The organism is Bradyrhizobium sp. NDS-1 (assembly GCF_032918005.1).
GTDB classification, from domain to species: Bacteria; Pseudomonadota; Alphaproteobacteria; order Rhizobiales; family Xanthobacteraceae; genus Bradyrhizobium; species Bradyrhizobium tunisiense.
In genome coordinates this window covers 7,283,236-7,303,183 of the sequence record NZ_CP136628.1, presented here as the reverse complement: position 1 = coordinate 7,303,183, position 19,948 = coordinate 7,283,236, and the positions used below count along the sequence as shown (strand labels likewise).

Genomic DNA, 19,948 nt, shown 5'->3' with positions numbered 1-19,948 from the left:
TCCCCACTGTCATTCCCCGGCTTGACCGGGGAATCCAGTATGCCGCGGCCTATCGGTCGACGACGACTGTCTCTGGGATACTGGGTCCCCCGCAAGCCGGGCGACGCCACCGAGGGTGCGGCTACTCCGCCGCCTGCAACGCCGGCCCCGTCTTCTTCGGCGCGATCCAGAGCGCGTCAGGCCGCTCGAACAGGAAGCGGGCATTGAACTGCAAGGCGGCCCGCCAGATCGCAATCGCACCGATCACGCCGGCGACGGTGACGATCAGCGAAACCGTGCCGATGTCGGGAATAATGCCGGTGCGCAGCAGCAGCGTCCGTGTCGCCGCCATCGGCAGGAAGAAGGCGAGATAGATCACGATCGAATGTTCGCCGCAGAAGCGCAGGAAATTCATCCATCGGGCGCGCGCGAGCAGCGTGCCCATCGTGATGATCGCGCAGGCGCCGGCAAAGCCGAGCACGAGCGAGACGATCTTCCATTCGCTGGCCCCGAGCACGACGAGGCCGGCATTGACCAGCGCCCAGATCGCGAGCGCTGCGAGCGCAAACGCGGGATGCTTCCGCGCGCGGTCCGACAGTGCGAACACCCACGGCGCGAACAGATAGCCCGAATAGAAATAGACGAAGCGCGAGCAGAACTCGTCGATGACGGTCCACCCTGTCGTGATGCGTGCCGTCTCCAGCGCGGCGGCGACGAGCCAGATCGCCAGCGGCGGGATCTTGCGTGTCAGTTTTGTGACGACGAAGAAGATCGGCAGCAGATAGATGAACCACAGCGTGCCGAACGGCTCGATGAAGGATTCCAGATACAAGAGGCCGACGTCACGCCAACCCGTCTGCGCCGCGAACGCCGGCGCCTTGAAGCCGAACTGGATTGTCACCCAGACGACATAAAAATAGGCGAAATGTACCACCTTGCGATCGAGATAGGTTCGCCAGTCCCGGTCGATCACCAGTGCCAGGAACAGGCCCGAGATCAGGAAGAAATCCGGCATCCGGAACGGCTTTGCGAAGGCGACGGCGACATGCATGAAGCCGGTCTGCCCTGCGGCGAGCTCGACCCCCAGCACCGAATGCATCATCACGACCATGATGATGCAAATGCCCTTGGCGTAGTCGACCCAGTCGACACGCGCGGCAGAAGCGGCTCTGGCGCTTCCGCTCCCCGCGATTGTGCCTGATGGTGCCATGGTGTCCTTTTTCGAGGCGCCTTTCGCCTGTCCTGTTCGGGTGTGGGGCAGTGTGGGGCCCCAGGGGTTTCCGACTTCTTTACCGGTTCAATTCCTATGCCGCTTTTTTGTCTGCGGACTGTTCCCTCCCCTCGGGAAAATGCTAAACCGCCCCGCGTCGGGATTTCGTTAACCAATCTGAAACAGGGATCTTCATGCGCATCGCGATGATCGGCACGGGCTATGTGGGATTGGTGTCCGGGGCCTGCTTTGCGGATTTCGGTCACGACGTCACCTGCGTCGACAAGGACGAGAAGAAGATCGCCAGTCTTCATCGCGGCGAGATCCCGATCTACGAGCCCGGGCTCGACGCGCTTGTTGCGACCAACGTCAAGGCCAAGCGACTCGACTTCACCACCGACTTGTCCAAGCCGGTTGCGGATGCCGATGCCGTCTTCATCGCGGTCGGCACGCCCTCGCGCCGCGGCGACGGCCACGCCGATCTGACCTACGTGTATGCCGCAGCGCGCGAGATCGCGCAGTCGCTGACCGGCTTTACCGTCGTGGTGACGAAGTCGACCGTGCCTGTGGGCACCGGCGACGAGGTCGAGCGCATCATCCGCGAGACCAATCCCAACGCCGACGTCGTGGTCGCCTCGAACCCCGAGTTCCTGCGCGAGGGTGCGGCGATCCGCGACTTCAAGTTTCCCGATCGCGTCGTGGTCGGCACCTCCGACGAGCGCGGCCGCAAGGTGATGGGCGACGTCTACCGGCCGCTGTCGCTGAACCAGGCGCCGCTGATGTTCACCGAACGTCGCACCGCCGAGATGATCAAATACGCCGCCAACGCGTTCCTCGCGACCAAGATCACCTTCATCAACGAGATCGCCGATCTCTCCGAAAAGGCCGGCGCCAACGTTCAGGAGGTCGCGCGCGGCATTGGCCTGGACAATCGCATCGGCACCAAGTTCCTGCATGCGGGTCCCGGCTTTGGCGGCTCGTGCTTCCCGAAGGACACCAAGGCTCTGATCAAGATCGCGCAGGATTACGATGTGTCGCTGCGCATCGTCGAATCCGTGTTGGCCGTGAACGAGAACCGCAAGCGCGCGATGGCGCGCAAGGTGAGCCAGGCGCTCGGCGGCAATCTGCGCGGCAAGACCGTCGCCGTGCTCGGCCTCACCTTCAAGCCCGACACCGACGACATGCGCGATGCGCCGTCGATCCCGCTGGTCACGGGCCTGATCGACATGGGCGCAAAGGTGAAGGCGTTCGACCCCGTCGGCATGGAGCAGGCAAAAAGCGAGCTGCCTGACATCACCTATTGCGAGGACGCCTATTCCTGCGCGCAAGGCGCCGATGCGCTCGTCATCGTCACCGAATGGATCCAGTTCCGCGCGCTCGATCTCGACCGGCTGAAGACCGTGATGGCGCAGCCCGTCGTCGTCGACTTGCGCAACATCTACCGTCCCGAGGACATGAAAGCCGCCGGCTTCACCTATGACAGCGTCGGCCGCCCGCCGGTGCAGGGCTGACGATCCTCCATTGCGAACGATTCGTCATGGCCGGGCTTGTCCCGGCCATCCACGTCTTGTTCACTGCCAGATGAAAGAACGTGGATGCCCGGGACTAGCCCTGGCATGACGACGGGATGATTTCTTGCCCCGCAGCTTCGACACGCCCCTGCCGATCGATGCCGTGCTCGACGATCTGTCGCGCACGCTGGAAGCCAGTAACGCCGCGGTGCTGGTGGCGCCGCCGGGGGCCGGCAAGACCACGCGCGTGCCGCTGGCTTTGCTCGATGCGCCCTGGGCGAAGGGCAAGAAGATCATCGTCCTGGAGCCGCGCCGCATCGCTGCGCGCGCCAGCGCCGATCGTATGGCCAAATCGCTCGGCGAGCGCGCCGGCGAGACCGTCGGCTATCGTGTGCGGTTCGGCTCGAAGATCTCGCGCGCCACCCGCATCGAGGTGGTGACCGAGGGCATCTTCACCCGCCAGATCCTCGATGATCCCGAACTCTCCGGCGTCGCAGCCATCCTGTTCGACGAATTCCACGAGCGTTCGCTCGATGCCGACATGGGCCTCGCGCTGGCCCGTGATGCGCAGACCGGCCTGCGCGAGGATCTGCGCATCCTCGTGATGTCGGCGACGCTCGACGGTGCGCGCGTGGCAAGACTGCTCGGCAAAGCGCCCGTCGTCGAGAGCGAAGGCCGCGCCTTTCCGGTCGAGACGCGCTATCTCGGCCGCAAGGCGGACGCGCCGGTGGAGCGACAGATGGCGGAAGCGATCGCCTCCGCGCTGCGCGCCGATGGCGGCTCGGTTCTGGCATTCCTGCCGGGTGCCGCCGAAATCCGCCGCACCCAGAATTTCCTCTCCGAGCGCGTGCAGGACGCCTCGATCGAGATCGTGCCGCTGTTCGGTGCGCTCGATGCCGCCGTGCAGGACCGAGCCATCGCGCCGGCACCCAAGGGCACGCGCAAGGTGGTGCTGGCGACATCGATCGCGGAGACCTCGCTGACGATCGAAGGCGTGCGCATCGTAGTCGATTCCGGTCTTGCCCGCGTTCCGCGCTACGAGCCGGACATCGGGCTGACCCGGCTCGAGACCGTGCGTGCGTCGCGTGCGGCGGTGGATCAGCGCCGCGGCCGCGCCGGCCGCACCGAGCCGGGTGTCTGCTACCGGCTCTGGGACGAGCCGCAGACGGCCTCGCTCGCGCCCTACACCCAGCCGGAAATCCTCAGCGCCGATCTGTCATCGCTGGTGCTCGATCTCGCGCAATGGGGCGTCACTGATCCCGCCGCGCTGTCGTTCCTCGATCCGCCGCCCGCGCCGGCCTGGAAGGAAGCCAAAAGCCTGCTCACCGAGCTCAACGCGCTCGATGGTGACGGCCGCATCACCGCGGAAGGCAAGAGCCTGCGCGCGCTGGCGCTGCCGCCGCGGCTGGCGCGCATGATCGTGGATTCGCATCGTGCCGGCGAGGGCGAAGCTGCCGCCGAGATCGCCGCGATCATCACCGAGCGCGGGCTTGGCGGCGACAGCGTCGATCTCGAGCACCGCCGCGATCAGTTCCGCCGCGACCGCTCGCCGCGCGCCTCCAGCGCGCGTGATCTGGCGCGGCGCTGGGCCTCGCAAGTGGCAGCTTCAGAGAAAGCGGGACCGCAGGAGGATCTCTCGACGGGCCTGATGCTCGCCTACGCGTTCCCGGACCGTGTCGCGCGTAACCGTGGCAATGGCAGTTTCGTACTTGCCAACGGCCGCGGCGCCGCCGTCGAGCAGACCTCATCACTGGCCCGTGCACCCTACATCGCGATCGGCGAGATGACGGGAACGGCGGCGAGCGGGCGCATCCTGCTCGCCGCGCAAATTACCGAGGGCGAGATCGAGCGGCATTTCGCCGAGCATGTCGAGACCGCCGACGAGATCTCGTTCGATCGCGGCGCGATGGCGCTGCGCGCGCGGCGCAAGCGTGTGCTGCACGCCATCACGCTCTCCGAGGCGACACTGGCCGTGTCGCCCTCGGAAGATACCGCGCGCATCTTCGCCGACGGATTAATCGCCGCCGGCCTCGACCGGCTGCCCTGGTCGAAGGCGGCCAAGCAATGGCGCGACCGCGTGATGTTCCTGCGCAGGGCCGAGGGCGGCAGCTGGCCCGACCTGTCGGATGACGGATTGATCGCGCGGCGCGACGATTGGCTGGTGCCTGCGCTCTACGACAAGATCGCGCTGAAGGAGATCTCGCCGGGGGATCTCTCCGACGCGCTGATGGCGCTGCTGCCGTGGGAGATGCGCGCGCGGCTCGACCGCGAGGCGCCGACGCATTTCGAGGCGCCGACCGGAAGCGTGCTCGCGATCGACTATGAGGCCGAGCAGGGACCGACCATCGCGGTGCGGCTGCAGGAATTGTTCGGACTCAACACCCATCCCTCGATCGCGGCCGGCAAGGTGCCGCTGGTGCTGGAGCTGTTATCGCCGGCACAGCGCCCGGTGCAGGTGACGCGTGATCTCCCGGGCTTCTGGCGCGGCAGCTACGCCGCCGTGCGCTCCGACCTGCGCGGCCGCTACCCGCGCCATCCCTGGCCGGACGATCCGGCCAGTGCAGTGCCGACCCGCCGGGCAAAGCCGCGCGGGACGTGACTGCCTAAGGCGTCATGGCCGGGCATGACGCGCGGTGAGGGGTTCTGCGCGGTCGCATTAACCCTCCGCTCATCCTTTTCGCCAAAATGTCACCATCCAGGCCGCGGCGTCACTCGCGGCCCGGCGTGTCGCGTGGTGAAATCGGGCTTTCGGCTCGGAAGTGGTGTAATGCGTAACATTATGATTTTCGCGGCCGTCATGATCGGCCTCGGCACCTTCATGGCCCAGATTGCGGACAAGATGAGCTCGGCGTCCGCCACGTCAGCGCCGCGCACGACGGTTGCGGTGGCTGCTGCGGCACCAACCGGCGGCCGCAGCCTTGCCATTTCCCGCGACGGCCGTGGTCATTTCCAGACCGAGGGCAGGATCGAAGGTCAGCGCATCGGTTTCATGGTCGACACCGGCGCCTCCGTGGTTGCGTTGAATGAGACCTCGGCCGCACGGTTCGGCTTGCGTCCCTCGCGCAGCGAGTACAACGCCACCGTCTCCACTGCCAACGGCACCATCAAGGCCGCCCGCACCCGCATCGCCATGCTCGATGTCGGCGGCCTCATCGTGCGAGACGTCGATGCCATGGTGCTGCCGGACGCGGCGCTGTCGGAGAACCTGCTCGGCCTCTCCTTCCTCTCCCGCCTCAAGCGCTTCGAATACGCCAACGGCCAGATGGTGCTGGAGCAGTAGGCGGAGCTTTCCGCGCATAGGCACCGTCCATTTCAAATGAGATTTCTTTGCGTCGACCGCCCTCGCGGTAACGCTTCTTCGTTACCAAACTGCCGCAATTAGCGGCCATAAGCCTTCAATCCCGCCTTTCGTTGCGGCCTGGCATTCGCTAAGGCTGCATCAGATCTTGCCCCCATTTCACGAGACCGTCGCAATGTTCCCGAAGCCGAAATCCGTATTGTTGCCCAACACCTACGCCTTCGAATCCGAGCCGATGGTGAAGCCGACCGGCTTTCGCGAATACGACGCGCGCTGGTTGTTCCAGAAGGAAATCAACCTGATGGGTGTGCAGGCGCTCGGCATGGGGCTGGGCGCGCTGATTGCCGAGCTTGGCGTCAAGCAGGAGATCGTCACCGGGCATGATTTCCGCGGCTATTCGGCCTCGATCAAATATGCGCTGATCTCCGGCCTGATGGCGGCGGGTTGCAAGGTGCACGACATCGGGCTCGCGGTGACGCCGATGGCCTATTTCGCGCAGTTCGATCTCGACGTGCCCTGCGTCGCCATGGTCACGGCCTCGCACAACGACAATGGCTGGACCGGCGTCAAGATGGGCGCCAACCGTCCGCTGACCTTCGGCCCCGACGAGATGACGCGGCTCAAGGAGATCGTGCTGAACGCCGATTTCAAGAACAAGGCCGGCGGCGCCTACCAATTCCACGAGAACTATCCGGCGCGCTATATCGCCGATCTCACCAATCGCCCTAAGCTCAAGCGCAAGCTCAAGGTGGTCGCGGCCTGCGGCAATGGCACCGCCGGCGCGTTCGCGCCGCAGGTGCTGGAGGCGATCGGCTGCGAGGTGATCCCGCTCGACACCGAACTCGATCACACCTTCCCGAAATACAATCCGAATCCGGAAGACATGGAGATGCTGCACGCGATCCGCGACGCGGTGCTGCATCACAAGGCCGATGTCGGCCTCGGCTTCGACGGTGACGGCGACCGGTGCGGCGTCGTCGACAATACCGGCGAGGAGATTTTTGCCGACAAGGTCGGCGTGATGCTCGCGCGCGACATGTCGGCGATCCACAAGGACGCGCAGTTCATCGTCGACGTGAAGTCGACCGGCCTGTTCGTCACTGATCCCGTGCTGCAGAAGCAGGGCGCGAAGGTTGCCTATTGGAAGACCGGCCATTCCTACATGAAGCGCCGCACCAACGAGACCGGTGCACTCGCGGGCTTCGAGAAGTCGGGCCACTTCTTCTTCAACAAGCCCTATGGCCGCGGCTATGACGACGGTCTGGTGTCGGCGATCGCGATCTGCGACATGCTCGACCGCGCGCCGGGCAAGTCGATGGCGGACCTGAAGAACGCGCTGCCGAAGACATGGTCGTCGCCGACCATGTCGCCGCACTGTGCCGACGAGACCAAATACGGCGTCATCGACGCCGTGGTGAAGCACTTCGAGGACCTGCAGGCCAAGGGCGCCAAGATCGGCGGCCAGTCGATCCGCGATCTCGTCACCGTCAACGGCGTGCGCGTCACGGTCGAGGACGGCAGTTGGGGCCTGGTGCGCGCCTCCTCTAACAAGCCAGAGCTCGTCGTCGTGGTCGAAAGCCCGGTCTCCGAGCAGCGCATGCACGACATGTTCGAGATGGTGAACAGCGTGCTGCGCACGCATCCCGAGGTGGGCGAGTACAATCAGAAGATCTGAGCGCTTGCGCGCTCAGCCTTCCGGCGGACCGAACAGCGCGCGGAGCTTTGCACCTGCGCCGCGCGCCTTCCAGGCATCGCTCAGCATCGCGACCCATTCGCCGAGCGCGATTCGGAACGGATTGTAGGACGGCGTGCGGCCGACGAGGCCGAAGCGAAGCGGCTGATCCGACGGCCGCTCGGCAAAGGTGCCGAACAGGCGGTCGAACACGATCAGGACGCCTCCGTAGTTCTTGTCGAGGCATGGCTCGTTGCAGGCATGGTGCACGCGATGATGGCTGGGCGTGTTCAGCACCCGTTCCAGTATGCCGAGCTTCGGCGCGAATTCGCTGTGAATGAAGAACTGATAGAGCAGGTTGATGCCGAGCATCGCCACGATCGCGAGCGGATGAAATCCGATCAGCGCCAGCGGCAGGAAGAACAGGAAATTGCCCGAGATGTTTCCTGTCCAGCCGAGCCGGATCGCCGCGGTTAAATTCAGCCGCGTGGTCGAGTGATGGACCGCATGCGTCGCCCACATCCAGCGGATGCGATGCGAGGCGCGATGTTGCCAGTAATAGAGAAACTCGCTGCCGACGAATAATCCGGCGAGTGCGAGCGGTGCTGTTTGCGCAAAGTCGAGCAGCCGGTGCTCGTACAGGAATGCGAACGGAATGGCGAGGATGCCGGCCTCCAGCGCGCGCAGCAGGTTCTGTCCCAATGCCACGCCAAAAGACGCGACGCTCTCGCGCCAGTCGTAGGTGTCTCGATGCGCCAGGCGGCCGATGCCGTATTCGAGCAGCATCAGGCCGAGCGCGGTTGCGAGGATCACGCTCTTGAGCGCCGGATCGAGCAGGAGCGAAGCGTAGCCCACGTTCTCCTCCTATTTCGGCGCTACGCCGGCGCCAGCGGCACTGTTGCGCAGCGCCTGGGCGCGGGGCAGCGCTTGGGCGCAGGACGAGGTGAGCTGACCAGCATGGGATTGCAGGCAGGCGAGGACGCGGCCGCCGCCCGGCGTGACGGTGCCGCAGAGCTTGTCGAGGTCGGTGCGGCAGGCCTGCATCAGGCTCCTCGCTTCGCTGCGCATCTGCGGCGTGATCTGCGTCTGTAGCTGGGTCTGGGCGAGCGCGGAGGTCGAGATCGTGACGCCGAGGGCGACGACGGTTGCGATTCGCGGCAGTGAGATGGGATGGAAGATCGATGACACGGTGATGGTCCTTTCTGATCAGGCAAGGCTGGCCGTCGCCGCGCGGGCCGGCTGGCGCGGCGACGGCGGCGCGGCGTCAGCGCGAGATTGTGCCGGTGCGGGTGTAGGTTCTGCCGGCCGGGCCCGTGCGGGTGACGTTGCGCGTGCAGCTCCCGTTGGCGCAGGCGCCGCTCGCGGTGACGGTGGACGTGCCGCGCGGGCCGCTCGCGGTCCCCGATCGCGTCCAGGCATTGGCGTCGGCCGCAGCGGCAACCGCAAAGGTGCCGATGACGAGGGAAGTGAGGAAGAACTTGCTCATGGTCGTCGTCTCCGTGTGAGGCTGCCGGGAGCGGGAGCCGTGCGGAGGAGACTGGACGGACGGCGTCGGTGCCGCATGACCGGGACGAAACGATAGTTATGGCTTTGTCGGACGCACGTAACAGTATGTAACAACCGCGCCGCCGCTCTTGCGTGCGGCGTGCCGTCGGCCAAAATGCCGACCATGAACACGCATCCGGCCACGATTCTCATGGTGGAAGACGATCCCGAGATCAGCCGCCTCGTCGCCGATTTCATGCGGCGCGAGGGGTTCGAGGTCGCCTGCGTCGCCGACGGCAAGGCGATGGATTCCATGCTGCAGCGCCTGCGGCCCGACCTCGTCATCCTTGATTTGATGCTGCCGGGCGAGGACGGGCTTTCGATCTGCCGCCGCTTGCGGGCCGACGATTCCATCCCGATCCTGATGCTGACCGCCAAGAGCGACGAGATCGATCGCGTGGTCGGCCTCGAAATGGGCGCCGACGATTACCTGACGAAGCCGTTCGGTCCGCGCGAACTGCTGGCGCGGGTTCGCGCCATCCTGCGCCGGGCCAACGGTGCACCGTCAAAGCCGCTGGTCCGGCGCTTCGCGTTCGACCGCTTCGTGATCGATCTCGATGCGCGCAGTGTCGAGACGACCGAGGCCGAGGCGTCTGAGCTGCAATTGACGAGCGCCGAGTTCGACCTGCTCGGCTGCTTCGTGCAGCGGCCGCGAAGGGTGCTCACGCGCGACCAGATCCTCGACTGGACCCGCGGTCGTTCGGCCGAGCCGTTCGATCGCACCGTCGACATGCTGATCTCGCGGCTGCGCCGCAAGCTCGATGGCGCCAGCCCCGGCTCCAACCTGATCACCACGGTGCGCAACGGCGGCTATCTGTTCACCGCCTCCGTGAAGCAGGTGTCGTGATGCTGCGCGTGACGCTGGCCGCGCGGCTCGCCCTGATCGGGCTGGTGGGGTTCATCCTGGTGAGTACCGTGGTCGTTGCGATCTTCTACCGGACGACGCTCCGCGAGAACGAGCTGGCACGGCCTTCGCCCGCGCGTCTCGATGCGCTGGCCACGCTCTTGGAGCGAACGGCCGCCGGTTCACGGCAGGCCGTGCTCGATGCGGTGTCTTCGCCGCAGTTCACGGTGCGCATCGTGCCGACGGGCGCGCCGGTCGGCGGCGAGACGCCGCCACCGCAGCAGGAGCTGCGCGAGACCTATGCGGCCGGCCTTGCGGGCCGCCCCGTCGAGATCGTGCCGCCGTCCGATCATCGGAGCGGCCGGGCATTTCCCCGCCTCGCGCGGCTGATGGCCAACGCGGTCGAATTCCGTATTGGCCTCCGCGGCGGCGAATTGCTGATCATCGATGCCTATACCCGCCTGCCGGTCACCCCGTTCGGCCTGCCCGTCGGCTTCGGTGCGGGCGTGTTCGGCTCGATCGTGGCTCTGCTGGCGCTGCTCGTCATGCAGCGTGAGACGCGGCCGCTGGCACGGTTGGCCGCCGCGGTCGATCGCGTTGACCTGTCGGCCGATCCGCCGCCGCTGCCGGACGCACGGCGCAGCGCCCCGGAGATCCGCGCCGTCATCGCCGCGTTCAACCGCTTGCAGGGGCGGCTCGCGGAGATGCTACGCGCGCGCATGACGCTGGTTGGCGGCATCGCGCATGACGTCAGGACCTTTGCGACACGGCTGCGGCTGCGCGTCGAGCACATCCCCGACGATGCCGAGCGGCAGCGAGCGATAGCCGATATCGATGACATGATCCGGCTGCTCGACGACGCCCTGTTGTCGACGCGGGCCGGCGCCGGCGGCCTGTCGCAGGAGATGATCGAGCTCCCCGCGCTGATCGCTGCCGAGGTGCACGATCGGCGCGTTCAGGGCGCGGCAATCGACCTGGTTCGCGATGAGACTGGGCGGAATGTGGTGGTGCTCGGTGACAGGCTGGCGCTGCGACGGATCTTCGCGAACATCTTCGACAACGCGCTGGTCTATGGCCATGCCGCGCATGTGGCGATTGCGGTGAAGGACGGAGCTCTCGTCGTGTCCATCGACGACGAGGGACCCGGCGTTCCCGCCGATCAGCGGCAGACCGTGCTGGAACCGTTCCACCGCCTGGAGAAGTCGCGTAATCGCGCGACCGGCGGTGCCGGTCTCGGCCTCGCTGTGGTCCGCAATCTGGTGGAGGCCCATGGCGGAACGATCGAGATCGTTGCGGCCCCGGGCGGAGGCACGCGCGTCAACGTCACGTTGCCGGTGTTTCGGCCGGCTTAGAGCGCTTTCGAACGACGTGGATACCGGTTTGCGTGACGAAAACGCGAGAGGACAAAAATCCCGGGACTCGGCTCGGATTCGATCAGAACCGACAATGCTCCAAGCGTCAGGCCGCCACCACCGCCGGGATCGGCAGTGCGGTGACCGACTTGATCTTCTCCATCGCGAAGCGCGAGGTGACGTTCTTCAGCGGTACGGCGCTGATCAGCTTCTTGTAGAACACGTCATAAGCCTGCATGTCCGCGACCACGACGCGCAGCATGTAATCGACGTCGCCGGCCATGCGATAGAACTCCATCACCTCGGGCATGGCGCTGACGGCTTCGGCGAACTTCTTCAGCCAGGCGTCGGAATGGTCGGAGCTCTCGACCGACACGAACACGGAGATGCCGAGCCCGATCTTGTTCTGGTCGACGAGGGCGACGCGCTTGATGATCACGCCATCGGCCTCCAGCCGCTGGATGCGCTTCCAGCAGGGGGTCGAGGACAGGCCGACGCGGTCGCCGATCTCGGCGACGGACAGCGAGGCATCCTCCTGGAGCACCATCAGAATCTTGCGGTCAATGGCATCGAGGCGGCGGCTGGTCTCGGGGATCTGGACAGCGACATCGGTCATTTGAAGAACTTTGTTCCATTTCAGGGGCCAATTTCCCTGATATAGAGAAAATCTTTCCACGGCAAGCCCAGAATCTCGGCGCGAGAGTAGAATCGCTCTACGGCACGTCGCGCAAAAGCCCTTCAACTTCAATGCGTTGTGGGGCCGCCAGGCCACCGCCATGGCGGGTGCATTTCAGCGCCGCGGCCGCCGCGGCGAATCGCAGCGCCTCCCGCAGTGCGTCGCCCTCGGCGAGACCAAGCGTGAAGGCGCCATGGAAGACGTCGCCAGCTCCGAGCGTATCGACCGCCCGGACCGGGAAGGCCGGTGTCTCCTCCAGCTCGCCCGCCTCGTTCAGCCAGATCGTGCCGCGCGGACCGCGGGTCGCGGCGAGGAAGGCGGGCGTCAGCTTGGCGAGACGCCTCAAGGCCTCGCCGTCATCAGTGACGCCGGCCGTCTCCTGCACCTGCTCGCTGGCGAACAGCAGGTGCGAGGCCGCTTTGAGCAGGCCGTCCTGCAACGACATCGCGCGGTCGACGCCAACGATGACGGGAATGCCCCGCCGGCGTGCCTCGGTGCAGAGGGAGATCGCGAACCCCGCGCAGCGGCTCTCGACGAGGACAGCCCGACAATCGTCGAGCAACTCGTCGGTCTCGGGCAGCTTGACCGTCCAGAGAACAGGATCGCGATAGATGGTCAGCGTCCGCTCGCCCGTCGCGTCGATGATGATCGCCGAGACCGGCGTGCTCACGCCGGGCAAGCGCACGATATGGCTGGTCTCGATGCCTTCGGCGGCCATGCGTTCGAGGATGAAGTCGCTCGACGTCTCGCGAGCATCACCCATCGGTCCCGCGAAAGCGACGCGGCCGCCGAGTCGGGCGATCGCGATGGCCGCGTTGAGCGCGTTGCCACCGCAGATCTCGGCGAGATGCGTGGCGTTGGCCTTGCTGCCGCGTACGGGCACCGCCTCGACCCGGAAGGTCAGGTCGCGGACGGGAATGCCGATGCAGAGAATGCGCGGCGCGGCCTCAGATAGCGCCATCGGCGGTCAGCTCTTGTCGTGCACCCAGCGGCCGAGCAGGTGATGGGCGATGGCGAAGGGATGCGGGCCGGCGAGCCCGTCCGGATGCGTCCGTGTCAGCATCAAGGCGGCCTCCTCGCGGGTGAACCAGCGCGCGTCCTCCAGCTCGGTGCGGTCGACCACGATGTCCTCGCTCACGGCCCGCGCGCTGCAGCCGATCATCAGCGACGACGGATAGGGCCAGGGCTGGGTCATGTAATACTGCACGTCGGTGCAGATGATGCCGGACTCTTCGAGGATCTCGCGGCGCACGGCGTCCTCGATGGTCTCGGCGGCCTCGACGAAGCCGGCGAGGCATGAATACATGCCCGGCGGAAACTGCTTCTGGCGGCCGAGCAGGCACTTGTCGCCGGAGGCGACGTGCATGATCACGACAGGGTCAGTCCGCGGGAAATGCTCGGCCTTGCAAGCCGGGCACTCGCGCTTCCAGCCGCCTTCCTTCATCGCGCTGCGCGTGCCGCAATTGGCGCAATAGCCGTGGCGCTGGTGCCAGCTCACCATCGACTTCGCCATCGCGATCGCCGAGAGCTCCTCTGGGGGAATCGCACCCTGCATCGCCATGCCGCGCAGCTCGGTCAGGGTATAGTCCTCGCGTCCCACCAGTTTCTCGGCGGTCGCCTGCGACAGGCCCATGCCGAACATCGCAGCGCCGTCACGCAGACCGAGGAAGATCGTGCCGGGATTGGCCCCGCACTTCAGCGCCTCGTCGATCGAGAGCCGCGCGCGGATCTTGTCGCCCTCGCGCTTCACCAGGAGCGAGTCGCGGTAGACGACATAGGCGCGCGAGGTCGGCTTCTGCTCCATCGCGAACAGCTTCTCGTCGTCGCGGCGCAGATGCGCGGCGCGGTCGAGAATGTTGGTGACGAAGGCCGGCCGCCCCAGCGGAAATGCGTCGAATGCTGACATTATCGTTCTTTCAACCCAACCAGATCTTGCGGCGAAGTGCGCTGATGAAATTCTGAACCTCCGCGGCGTCATGCGCCAACGGCGGCATCACGCCCCAGACCGGTCGCGGCCAGGCGGCGTCACTGGTGCGGCGTGCGATGATGTGAACGTGAAGCTGCGGCACGAGATTGCCGAGCGCGGCGACATTGAGCTTGTCGCATTTGGTGATCTCCTTCAGCGCGCGCGACACGCGTGAGATCTCCGTCATCAGTTGCGCCTGCTGTACCTCGTCGAGATCGATGATCTCGACCGCGTCGGGGCGCCGCGGCACCAGCAGCAGCCAGGGATAATGCGCATCCTTGATGACCAGCACCTTCGACAGCGGCAAATCGCCGATATCGATGGTGTCGTCTTTCAGGCGGGAATGCAGCGACCAGGCGGGTTCGGGCATAAAGACTTCTCTGGATTGATTCCTACCGTCGCAGAGACCTCGCTCTCAGACAACATCCGTATGCGCCGTGGTCCGTATGCGCCCGGACCCGGCCAGCCCCGCGCTTCCCTGCTCGGAAAACGGACCCCGAGAGGAAACGGAGCGGTTCGGGCCTGGAAGGGCCCAGCGGCTGCGGAACAGCCGTACACCCGGCTTGCTTTCCGGTCCTTTTGGCCCCAAATAGGGACCGGGAGATTGGCGGTGGACGAGCCACTCGCCAACCGGGTCAGGTCCGGAAGGAAGCAGCCCTAACGAGGTCCGGATCGGGTCGCTCGTCAGTCTCCTACCTGTTTTTCGAGCGAACCAGCGCCGGCGGCACCAGCCGCCAGCGTGCTCCTTTCCGCAAAACCCGGCCAAGAGACATTTCATTGCGGATCGACCGATGACCGACGCTGGCGCCCCTCCAAACCCCGACAGCGCCGGCCAAGCCGGCAACACGCCCTACCGGGTGCTGGCGCGCAAATACCGCCCCTCCAGCTTTGATGATCTGATCGGCCAGGAGGCAGTGGTCCGCACCGTCTCCAATGCGTTCGAAACCGGGCGCATTCCGCAGGCCTGGATCCTCACCGGCGTCCGCGGCGTCGGCAAGACCACTACCGCGCGCATTTTGGCCCGTGCGCTCAACTACGAGATGCCGGATGGTTCGGTGAAGGGCCCGACCATCCACATGCCGACCCTGGGTGTGCATTGCCAAGCGATCATGGAAAGCCGGCACATGGACGTGCTGGAGATGGACGCGGCGTCGCATACCGGCGTCGACGACGTTCGCCAGATCAATGACAGCGTGCGATATGCGCCGGCCAGCGCGCGCTACAAGGTCTACATCATCGACGAAGTCCACATGCTGTCGACGGCGGCATTCAACGCCTTCCTGAAGACGCTGGAGGAGCCGCCGGAACACGCCAAATTCGTGTTTGCGACGACCGAGATCCGCAAAGTTCCGGTCACGGTGCTGTCGCGCTGCCAGCGTTTCGATCTTCGCCGCGTCGAGGCGGACGTGCTGATGAAGCACCTCGCCAACATTGCCACGAAAGAAAATGTTGAGATCGAGCCGGAGGCGCTCGGCATCATCGCGCGCGCCGCCGAAGGTTCTGTGCGCGATTCGCTGTCGCTGCTCGACCAGGCGATCGCGCATGCCGCCGGGCAGGTGAGGGCCGACGCCGTCAGGCAGATGCTGGGGCTCGCCGACCGCACCCGCGTCATCGACCTCTTCGAGTCGCTGGCGCGCGGCGACATCGCCGCGGCCTTCAAGGAGTTCCGCGATCAATACGACGTCGGCGCCGACCCGATCGTCGTGCTTTCGGACCTCGCCGAGTTCGTCAATTTCGTCACCCGCGTGAAGATCGTTCCCGCGACCGCCGACAACGTCGCCTATGGCGAAACCGAGCGCGTGCGCGCAAAGGAATTCGCCTCGAAAATCTCGATGCGCGTGCTGTCGCGGATGTGGCAGATGCTGCTCAAGGGCATCACCGAGGTGCAGGCCGCCACACGTCCCGCTGCCGCCGCCGAGATGGTGCTGGTGCGGATCGCCTATGTCGCCGACCTGCCGACGCCGGACGAAGCGATCAAGATGCTGGAGCAGAACGGCGGTGGCTCGCCGGTCGTGAGCGGGGGCGGTGCCGCCCGCAGCAGTGCGCCGGCCGCGCCGGTGGCCTCCGCGGCGCCAGTTCGTATGCCGGCATCCTCGCCGTCCTCGTTTGGCGGTGGCGGAGCCCGGCCGCAGATGGCGGCGCCGGCGCCGGATCCGCAAGCTGCCGCGCCCGTGCTGCGCGTCACCAGCTTCACTCAGCTCGTCGCACTCGCCGGGCAGAAGCGCGACATCATGACCAAGAGCGCGCTCGAAGGCGACATGCGCCTCGTCCGTTTCGAGGAGGGCCGGCTGGAGGTCGCGCTGGAGCCGAACGCCTCCAAGACCATGATCTCCGAGCTCGCGAAGAAATTCGAGCTGTGGACCGGACGGCGCTGGACCGTGATCGTCTCGAACGAGGCGGGCCAGCCGACGCTGCGCTCGGTGAACCAGGCCGCCAAGCAGGAGCATGCGCGTACCGCGGAGGCCGATCCGCGCGTGCGGGAGGTGCTGTCGCGCTTTCCCGGTGCGAAGGTCGTCGAGGTCCGCAGGCTTGCCCCCGAGGCGCCGGAAACCAATATCAATGCAGACTATGGCAGCGACGATCCGCCCGACGATTCCGACGGCGACGATCTCTAGGCCTCTTTCAAGGACAAGCACCCATGGCTGATTTTCTCGGCATGATGAAGCAGGCGGCACAGCTGCAATCCAAGATGCAGGAGTTGCAGGAGCAACTCGCCAACGTGGAAGTCGAGGGCATCTCCGGCGGCGGCCTCGTCGCCGTGCGCATGACCGCGAAGATGGACGTCAAGGCCGTCAAGATCGATCCCTCGCTGATGAAGCCGGAAGAGCGCGAGGTGCTGGAAGACCTGCTCGTCACCGCCATGGGCGATGCGCGCCGCAAGGCGGAGACCGCGATGCAGGAGAAGATGCAGGCTCTCACCGGTGGGCTCGGCCTGCCGCCGGGGTTGTTCGGCCAGTAATATGGGCGCTGTTGCAGGTCCCGAAATCGAACGGCTGGTCCAGCTGCTCGCACGGCTGCCGGGCCTCGGTCCGCGCTCGGCGCGGCGCGCGGCGCTGCATCTGATCAAGAAGCGCGAAGCATTGATGATGCCGTTGTCCTCGGCCATGCAGGTCGCGCTGGACAAGGTCCAAGTCTGCAAGACCTGCGGCAACATCGACACGCAAAATCCCTGCACCGTCTGCACCGATCCGAAGCGCGACCCATCCATCATCGTCGTCGTCGCCGACGTTGCCGACCTCTGGGCGCTGGAACGGGCCAATGCGACCCAGGGGCGCTATCACGTGCTGGGCGCGACATTGTCGCCGCTCGATGGCGTCGGCCCGCAGGATCTGACCATCGACGCGCTGGTCGCGCGCGCCCATGATTCGCAGGTGCACGAAATCATCCTGGCGCTGAATGCGACGGTCGACGGCCAGACCACGGCGCACTACATCACCGACCTGCTTCAGGATGCCAATGTGAAGGTGACGCGGCTCGCCCATGGGGTTCCGGTCGGCGGCGAGCTTGATTATCTCGATGAAGGTACGCTATCCGCAGCGATGCGGCAGCGGACCCTGTTCTAGCCATCCCAGAGATCTCACGGAACGGACGACATGACGAAACTTTTCGCCACACGATTGGCTTTGGTCGCGACGATGGCGATGCTGGTGAGCCCGGCCATCTCCGCGCAGCAGGGCGAAGAGGCGGCGCCGCCGTCCAAGCCCGGCAAGCCGATCAACGCCGGCGACGTGCTGTCGGGCGAGTTGAACGCGATGAAAGTTCGCGACGTCAAGAAGGCCGGCAAGCGGATCGCGATGTACCAGATCACTTCCGAGCCGCGCCGCCTGCCTGCGCCGAACGGGCTGTGCAATCTCGAGACCGGGCCGGAGACCTTCCAACTGGTCACCTCCAGCGACGCGCAGGCCACGCAGTTGAAATCCTTCGTCGGCAAGGAAATCTCGGTCAAGGTCGACGAGATCGCCTGCGCCAGCGATCCCGGCCAGATGAGCGAAGCCGTGGTCACGAAATGGAGCCTGATCAAGAAGCAGTAGGAGGCCGATGAGCTGCCGTAGGGTGGGCAAAGGCGCAACGCGCCGTGCCCACCATTTGGACGTGGTGGGCACGCTTCGCTTTGCCCACCCTACGAAATCGTCACACCCTCACCGGCCTCAGCGCCTCGAAATGCCCGCGCTTCTGCAACCAGGCCAGCAGCACCAGGCTCGGGATCGCGACGAGCACGGAGATCGCGAAGAACATTGGCCAGCCCGTCGCCTTCGCCAGATAGCCTGCGCCCGACGACAAGTAGGTGCGTCCCACGGCGGCGAGCGCCGTCAGCAGCGCATATTGGGTCGCGGTATGCAGCGGATTCTGGCACAGCGCCGAGAGATAGGCGACGAAGATCACGGTGCCGATCGCGTTGCAGAAATTATCGGACGTGATTGCGAGGGTCAGCGCCCATTCATTGACGCCGACCAGCGCCAGCCACGAAAACGACAGGTTGGACATCGCCTGCACGATGCCGCCGATCCACAGGCTCAGCGCCAGCGGATAGCGTCGGGCCACATAGCCGCCGGCGAATCCGCCGGCGAGAGTGGCGATAATCCCGACACCCTTGACGATGACCGCATAGTCGTTCCGAGTAAAACCGATGTCGATCACGAACGGCACGGTCATGTTTCCGGAAAACGCGTCGGTGAATTTGAACAGCACGACGAAGGCAAGCGCGGCCCACGCTTCTTTTCGCTGCAGGAATTCCGAGAATGCGCCGAGTGCGGCATGGAGCACCCGCGTCAGGGCATCGTCTGCCTGCGTGGCGGCCTCAGCGCGCAGGGACTGGGGCGGCTCCGTGGCGGCGAGCGCGGTCATCGTGCCGATCAGCACCAGAGCCCCCATCACCACATAGCCCCACATCCAGGCGGCGCCACGAGGGACGATCGCCTCGAAGCCCGTGACGATGAACAAGGCGCCCGCTGTCGATATCAGCATGCCGATGCGATAGGCCGCGACATAGGCGGCCATACCGGCCGCCTGCTCGCTCTCGGGCAGGCTCTCGACGCGGAATGCATCGACGACGATGTCCTGCGTCGAGGACATGGTCGCCACCAGGAGCGCGCCGAGCGCGACGAACAGCGGCGAACGCGCAGGGTCGGTCAGCGCCAACAGCAGAATCGCGCCGATCAGCAGTAGCTGCGAAAACACCAGCCACCCACGGCGACGTCCGAAGGCGCGCGTGAAGAACGGGACATGCAGCGCATCGACCAGCGGTGCCCACAGGAATTTCAGCGTGTAGGGCGTTCCGACCAGTGCAAACAGCCCGATCGTTCCGAGATCGACCCCCGCCTCCGCCATCCACACCAGCAGCGTGGAGCCCGACAGCGCCAGCGGCAGGCCCGACGAGAAGCCGAGGAACAGCACGATCAGCACCCGCGGCTGCAGGTACACGGCAAGACTTTCGCGCCAGGAGGGCGCGGGAGCGGAAGTCGCGGCGGGAGAAGTCGCGTCGGGTGCGGTCATGCGGAGGTGTTAGCAGATTCTGGGGGCCACAAGGGAGGTGTCGTCGCCCGGCCTGACCGGGCGACCCAGTATCCCAGAGGCCTGAGTTATGGAGGGCCTGCAATCTCGGCGTAGAGATCGTTCCAATTCGGATTGTCTTTCTCGATCAGCGCGATCTTCCAATCGCGCTTCCATTTCTTGAGGCGTTTCTCGCGTTTGATCGCATTCTCGGGATCATCGAATTGCTCGAAGTAGACGAGCTTCACAACGCCATATTCCTTCGTAAAGCTATCGATCAGCTTTAACTTGTGCTCTGCCACGCGACGAATGAGATCGCTAGTGACGCCGATATAGAGCGTGCCGCCGATCCTGCTGGCGAGGATGTAGACGTAGTAGCACCGTCCGCCCATCTGCCGTCTGGGA

20 protein-coding genes and 1 other RNA gene are annotated in these 19,948 nt (G+C 65.6%); 11 read left to right on the top strand and 10 right to left on the bottom strand.

All coding sequences use genetic code 11. The annotated features are described in order from the left end of the window. Positions 1-121 precede the first annotated feature (121 nt). Positions 122-1,189: an acyltransferase family protein gene (locus RX330_RS34145; protein ID WP_212084220.1), complete on the bottom strand. Its 1,068-nt coding sequence runs from the start codon at positions 1,187-1,189 to the stop codon at positions 122-124. A 194-nt stretch (positions 1,190-1,383) separates the two neighbouring features. On the opposite strand from RX330_RS34145, the gene RX330_RS34140 reads away from it, so the two are divergent. From RX330_RS34140 to RX330_RS34125, 4 genes are all read left to right on the top strand, one after another. Further along, positions 1,384-2,700 (top strand): UDP-glucose dehydrogenase family protein, encoded by a 1,317-nt coding sequence (locus RX330_RS34140; protein WP_212084222.1) that lies wholly within the window; start codon positions 1,384-1,386, stop codon positions 2,698-2,700. A 124-nt stretch (positions 2,701-2,824) separates the two neighbouring features. Further along, positions 2,825-5,299: an ATP-dependent helicase HrpB gene (hrpB, locus tag RX330_RS34135; RefSeq protein WP_317241421.1), complete on the top strand. Its 2,475-nt coding sequence runs from the start codon at positions 2,825-2,827 to the stop codon at positions 5,297-5,299. Positions 5,300-5,467: 168 nt separating this feature from the next. Then, positions 5,468-5,980 carry a TIGR02281 family clan AA aspartic protease gene (locus RX330_RS34130; protein ID WP_212084226.1) on the top strand — a complete coding sequence of 171 codons (513 nt, stop codon included), beginning with the start codon at positions 5,468-5,470 and terminating at the stop codon, positions 5,978-5,980. Positions 5,981-6,173: 193 nt separating this feature from the next. Further along, positions 6,174-7,673: a phosphomannomutase/phosphoglucomutase gene (locus tag RX330_RS34125; RefSeq protein WP_317241420.1), complete on the top strand. Its 1,500-nt coding sequence runs from the start codon at positions 6,174-6,176 to the stop codon at positions 7,671-7,673. A 12-nt stretch (positions 7,674-7,685) separates the two neighbouring features. Here the strand turns inward: RX330_RS34125 and RX330_RS34120 are convergent, their stop codons facing one another. The 3 genes from RX330_RS34120 to RX330_RS34110 all read right to left on the bottom strand — a co-directional run bounded on the left by RX330_RS34120 (position 7,686) and on the right by RX330_RS34110 (position 9,156). Beyond that, positions 7,686-8,525, bottom strand: coding sequence for a sterol desaturase family protein (locus tag RX330_RS34120; RefSeq protein WP_317241419.1), 840 nt, complete (start codon positions 8,523-8,525; stop codon positions 7,686-7,688). A gap of 9 nt (positions 8,526-8,534) precedes the next feature. Continuing rightward, entirely contained in the window at positions 8,535-8,858 is a 324-nt protein-coding gene (locus RX330_RS34115) for a cysteine rich repeat-containing protein (protein WP_212084232.1), read from the bottom strand. A 76-nt stretch (positions 8,859-8,934) separates the two neighbouring features. Further along, on the bottom strand, positions 8,935-9,156 hold the full coding sequence (locus RX330_RS34110) for a hypothetical protein (RefSeq protein ID WP_212084233.1): 222 nt from the start codon (positions 9,154-9,156) through the stop codon (positions 8,935-8,937). A gap of 183 nt (positions 9,157-9,339) precedes the next feature. Here RX330_RS34110 and RX330_RS34105 point away from each other — a divergent pair, with 183 nt between their 5' ends. Together RX330_RS34105 and RX330_RS34100 are read left to right on the top strand one after the other, a co-directional pair. After that, positions 9,340-10,062: a response regulator gene (locus RX330_RS34105; RefSeq protein WP_212084235.1), complete on the top strand. Its 723-nt coding sequence runs from the start codon at positions 9,340-9,342 to the stop codon at positions 10,060-10,062. Beyond that, on the top strand, positions 10,062-11,411 hold the full coding sequence (locus tag RX330_RS34100; protein ID WP_317241418.1) for a sensor histidine kinase: 1,350 nt from the start codon (positions 10,062-10,064) through the stop codon (positions 11,409-11,411). Before RX330_RS34105 ends, RX330_RS34100 begins: the two co-directional genes overlap by 1 nt. Before the next feature lie 106 nt (positions 11,412-11,517). Here RX330_RS34100 and RX330_RS34095 read toward each other — a convergent pair whose 3' ends face one another. From RX330_RS34095 to RX330_RS34080, 4 genes are all read right to left on the bottom strand, one after another. After that, a complete protein-coding gene (locus tag RX330_RS34095) occupies positions 11,518-12,027 on the bottom strand; it encodes an Lrp/AsnC family transcriptional regulator (RefSeq protein WP_126260215.1) in 510 nt (169 codons plus the stop codon). A gap of 97 nt (positions 12,028-12,124) precedes the next feature. Further along, positions 12,125-13,048, bottom strand: coding sequence for a sugar kinase (locus RX330_RS34090; RefSeq protein ID WP_317241417.1), 924 nt, complete (start codon positions 13,046-13,048; stop codon positions 12,125-12,127). Between the two features lie 6 nt (positions 13,049-13,054). Further along, on the bottom strand, positions 13,055-13,993 hold the full coding sequence (gene nudC, locus RX330_RS34085) for an NAD(+) diphosphatase (RefSeq protein WP_317241416.1): 939 nt from the start codon (positions 13,991-13,993) through the stop codon (positions 13,055-13,057). Between the two features lie 10 nt (positions 13,994-14,003). Next, on the bottom strand, positions 14,004-14,423 hold the full coding sequence (locus RX330_RS34080; RefSeq protein ID WP_212084243.1) for an HIT domain-containing protein: 420 nt from the start codon (positions 14,421-14,423) through the stop codon (positions 14,004-14,006). Positions 14,424-14,652: 229 nt separating this feature from the next. On the opposite strand from RX330_RS34080, the gene ffs reads away from it, so the two are divergent. From ffs to RX330_RS34055, 5 genes are all read left to right on the top strand, one after another. Further along, an RNA gene (gene ffs, locus RX330_RS34075) (signal recognition particle sRNA small type) lies at positions 14,653-14,749 on the top strand. A 95-nt stretch (positions 14,750-14,844) separates the two neighbouring features. Further along, complete coding sequence (locus RX330_RS34070) at positions 14,845-16,668, top strand: DNA polymerase III subunit gamma/tau (protein ID WP_317241415.1); 1,824 nt, start codon at positions 14,845-14,847, stop codon at positions 16,666-16,668. A 23-nt stretch (positions 16,669-16,691) separates the two neighbouring features. After that, entirely contained in the window at positions 16,692-17,012 is a 321-nt protein-coding gene (locus RX330_RS34065) for a YbaB/EbfC family nucleoid-associated protein (protein WP_317241414.1), read from the top strand. A gap of 1 nt (position 17,013) precedes the next feature. Then, positions 17,014-17,616, top strand: coding sequence for a recombination mediator RecR (recR, locus tag RX330_RS34060; protein ID WP_212084249.1), 603 nt, complete (start codon positions 17,014-17,016; stop codon positions 17,614-17,616). Between the two features lie 30 nt (positions 17,617-17,646). Then, entirely contained in the window at positions 17,647-18,084 is a 438-nt protein-coding gene (locus RX330_RS34055; RefSeq protein WP_317241413.1) for a hypothetical protein, read from the top strand. 100 nt (positions 18,085-18,184) lie between these two features. On the opposite strand, the gene RX330_RS34050 is transcribed toward RX330_RS34055, so the two are convergent. Both RX330_RS34050 and RX330_RS34045 read right to left on the bottom strand, forming a co-directional pair. After that, positions 18,185-19,546, bottom strand: coding sequence for an AmpG family muropeptide MFS transporter (locus tag RX330_RS34050; protein WP_317241412.1), 1,362 nt, complete (start codon positions 19,544-19,546; stop codon positions 18,185-18,187). An 86-nt stretch (positions 19,547-19,632) separates the two neighbouring features. Continuing rightward, positions 19,633-19,935 carry a GIY-YIG nuclease family protein gene (locus RX330_RS34045; protein ID WP_317244026.1) on the bottom strand — a complete coding sequence of 101 codons (303 nt, stop codon included), beginning with the start codon at positions 19,933-19,935 and terminating at the stop codon, positions 19,633-19,635. Positions 19,936-19,948 lie beyond the last annotated feature (13 nt).

Excerpts from the sequence above, each read along its gene's own strand:
- RX330_RS34145 (WP_212084220.1), bottom strand. The coding sequence starts at position 1,189 with ATGGCACCATCAGGCACAATCGCGGGGAGCGGAAGCGCCAGAGCCGCT.
- RX330_RS34140 (WP_212084222.1), top strand. The coding sequence starts at position 1,384 with ATGCGCATCGCGATGATCGGCACGGGCTATGTGGGATTGGTGTCCGGG.
- RX330_RS34130 (WP_212084226.1), top strand. The coding sequence starts at position 5,468 with ATGCGTAACATTATGATTTTCGCGGCCGTCATGATCGGCCTCGGCACC.
- RX330_RS34125 (WP_317241420.1), top strand. The coding sequence starts at position 6,174 with ATGTTCCCGAAGCCGAAATCCGTATTGTTGCCCAACACCTACGCCTTC.
- RX330_RS34110 (WP_212084233.1), bottom strand. The coding sequence starts at position 9,156 with ATGAGCAAGTTCTTCCTCACTTCCCTCGTCATCGGCACCTTTGCGGTT.
- RX330_RS34105 (WP_212084235.1), top strand. The coding sequence starts at position 9,340 with ATGAACACGCATCCGGCCACGATTCTCATGGTGGAAGACGATCCCGAG.
- RX330_RS34100 (WP_317241418.1), top strand. The coding sequence starts at position 10,062 with ATGCTGCGCGTGACGCTGGCCGCGCGGCTCGCCCTGATCGGGCTGGTG.
- RX330_RS34095 (WP_126260215.1), bottom strand. The coding sequence starts at position 12,027 with ATGACCGATGTCGCTGTCCAGATCCCCGAGACCAGCCGCCGCCTCGAT.
- RX330_RS34090 (WP_317241417.1), bottom strand. The coding sequence starts at position 13,048 with ATGGCGCTATCTGAGGCCGCGCCGCGCATTCTCTGCATCGGCATTCCC.
- nudC (WP_317241416.1), bottom strand. The coding sequence starts at position 13,993 with ATGTCAGCATTCGACGCATTTCCGCTGGGGCGGCCGGCCTTCGTCACC.
- RX330_RS34080 (WP_212084243.1), bottom strand. The coding sequence starts at position 14,423 with ATGCCCGAACCCGCCTGGTCGCTGCATTCCCGCCTGAAAGACGACACC.
- RX330_RS34070 (WP_317241415.1), top strand. The coding sequence starts at position 14,845 with ATGACCGACGCTGGCGCCCCTCCAAACCCCGACAGCGCCGGCCAAGCC.
- RX330_RS34065 (WP_317241414.1), top strand. The coding sequence starts at position 16,692 with ATGGCTGATTTTCTCGGCATGATGAAGCAGGCGGCACAGCTGCAATCC.
- recR (WP_212084249.1), top strand. The coding sequence starts at position 17,014 with ATGGGCGCTGTTGCAGGTCCCGAAATCGAACGGCTGGTCCAGCTGCTC.
- RX330_RS34055 (WP_317241413.1), top strand. The coding sequence starts at position 17,647 with ATGACGAAACTTTTCGCCACACGATTGGCTTTGGTCGCGACGATGGCG.
- RX330_RS34050 (WP_317241412.1), bottom strand. The coding sequence starts at position 19,546 with ATGACCGCACCCGACGCGACTTCTCCCGCCGCGACTTCCGCTCCCGCG.
- RX330_RS34045 (WP_317244026.1), bottom strand. The coding sequence starts at position 19,935 with ATGGGCGGACGGTGCTACTACGTCTACATCCTCGCCAGCAGGATCGGC.